The organism is Sphingomonas sp., from assembly GCF_025362505.1.
Lineage (GTDB): Bacteria > Pseudomonadota > Alphaproteobacteria > Sphingomonadales > Sphingomonadaceae > Sphingomicrobium.
Genome location: NZ_JANYGG010000088.1, coordinates 1 through 2,167 on the forward strand (window position 1 = coordinate 1; position 2,167 = coordinate 2,167).

At 66.3% G+C, this 2,167-nt stretch carries 1 protein-coding gene and 1 pseudogene; both read right to left on the minus strand.

Annotated elements, in window-relative coordinates:
- Positions 1–1,652 (minus strand): thiamine pyrophosphate-dependent enzyme (locus Q0R27_RS08930; RefSeq protein WP_293943486.1); only part of this gene is annotated, 1,652 nt, incomplete at its 3' end.
- A gap of 28 nt (positions 1,653–1,680) precedes the next feature.
- Positions 1,681–2,167: pseudogene (locus Q0R27_RS08935) on the minus strand (succinate--CoA ligase subunit alpha); the annotation flags it as partial.

Here is a 2,167-nt window from a genome sequence, read left to right on the forward strand (position 1 = left end):
AGCGCGGTGCCGACGGTGCGCAGGTCGTCGCTCGCCACGCCGGTCTCGGCGGCACGACGCCCGGTGACTTCTTCCTTGGGCTTGCCGAGGCCCGACCAGCGGCCCTCGAACCATTCGGCCTTGTTCGCCTTGTAGCCCGTCGCGGCGGCGAAATCGCCTTCGAGGCGGTTGGTGAACTGGGCGATATTGTCGGCGACCCATGCCTCGTCGACGACGCCCTCGGCGATCAGCCGCTTGGCGTAGAGTTCGCTGACCGGCGGATGATGGCCGATCGCGGCGTACATCAGCGGCTGGGTGAAGCTCGGCTCGTCGCCCTCGTTGTGGCCAAAGCGGCGGTAGCACCACATGTCGATGACGATGTCGCGGCCGAAGGTCTGGCGGAACTCGATTGCCAGCTTGCAGGCGAAGGTGACGGCTTCGGGGTCGTCGCCGTTGATATGAAGGATCGGCGCCTGGACCGCTTTCGCCATGTCCGACGAGTAGGGCGACGAGCGGCCGAACTGCGGGCTGGTGGTGAAGCCGATCTGGTTGTTGATGACGAAGTGGATCGTGCCGCCGGTGCCGTAGCCGGGCAGGCCGGAGAAGCCGAAACATTCAGCGACGATCCCCTGCCCCGCGAACGCCGCGTCGCCGTGGAGCAGGATCGGCAGCACGGTCTTGCCGTGCTTGTCCTCGCGCAGCGTCTGCAGCGCGCGCGCCTTGCCGAGCACCACGGGATCGACCGCCTCGAGGTGTGACGGGTTGGGGAGGAGCGACAAATGCACCTTGTTGCCGTCGAATTCGCGGTCCGAAGAAGTGCCGAGGTGGTACTTCACGTCGCCCGACCCGCCGACATCCTCGGGGTTGGCGGCGCCGCCGGCGAACTCGCTGAAGATCGCGCGATAGGGCTTGCCCATGACGTTGGCGAGGACGTTCAAGCGGCCGCGGTGGGCCATGCCGATGTCGATTTCGGTGATCCCCAGCTGGCCGCCGTACTTGATGATCGACTCCAATGCGGGGATCGCGCTTTCGCCGCCGTCGAGCCCGAAGCGCTTGGTCCCGACATATTTGCGCGCGAGAAATTTCTCCCACTGCTCGCCGTGGATGACCTTTTCGAGGATTGCCTGCTTGCCCTCTGGCGTGAAGACGATCTCGGCGCTCTTTCCCTCCATCCGCTCCTGCAGGAAGCGGCGCTCGTCGAGGTCGTTGATGTGCATATATTCGAGTCCGACCGAGCCGCAGTAGTTGGCCTGGAGGACGGCGATGACCTCGCGGATCGTGGCCTGTTCGAAGCCCAGTGTCCCGCCGAGCCAGATCTTGCGGTCGAGGTCGGCGTCGGAGAAGCCGTGGAACGCCGGGGTGAGGTCGGCGGGGAGCTCATAATGGGCGAGCCCGAGCGGATCGAGCTTGGCGGCGAGGTGACCGCGCACGCGATAGGTGCGGATCAGCATCATCGCGCGGATGCTGTCCTCGGCGGCGTGGCGGATCGCGGTTTCGTCGATCGGGCCGGGAGTTGAAGCGCCAATGTCCGTGGCCTTCGCCGCAACTCGCTCGATCACCGCGTCGGTCGGGTCGAGCCCGGCGTTGACCGCGTCGAGCTCGGCGAGCGGCCAGTTGGGGCGCGCCCAGCTTGGGCCGACCTTCGTTTCAAAGCTGCCGCCTAGATCGTCCATCATGCCTTCTCGTCGCCGTGCCGGGGGCTTAACCCTTGAGCAGCGCGGTTAGTGTCGTGCCCAGCTCAGATGGGCTTGGGGACACGCGAATTCCAGCCGCTTCCATTGCCGCGATCTTGCTTTCGGCGTCGCCCTTGCCGCCCGACACGATCGCGCCGGCGTGGCCCATGCGGCGTCCAGGAGGCGCGGTGCGGCCGGCGATGAAGCCGACCATCGGCTTGCGGCGGCCCCGCTTCGCCTCGTCGGCGATGAACTGCGCGGCTTCCTCTTCCGCCGCGCCGCCGATCTCACCGATCATGATGATCGATTTCGTCGCCTCGTCGGCCATGAACAGTTCGAGCACGTCGATGAAGTTGGTGCCGTTGACCGGATCACCGCCGATCCCGACCGCGGTGGTCTGGCCAAGCCCGGCCATCGTCGTCTGGTGGACGGCTTCATACGTCAGCGTGCCCGAGCGGCTGACGACCCCGACGCTGCCCTTCTGAAAGATCGATCCGGGCATGATCCCGATCTTG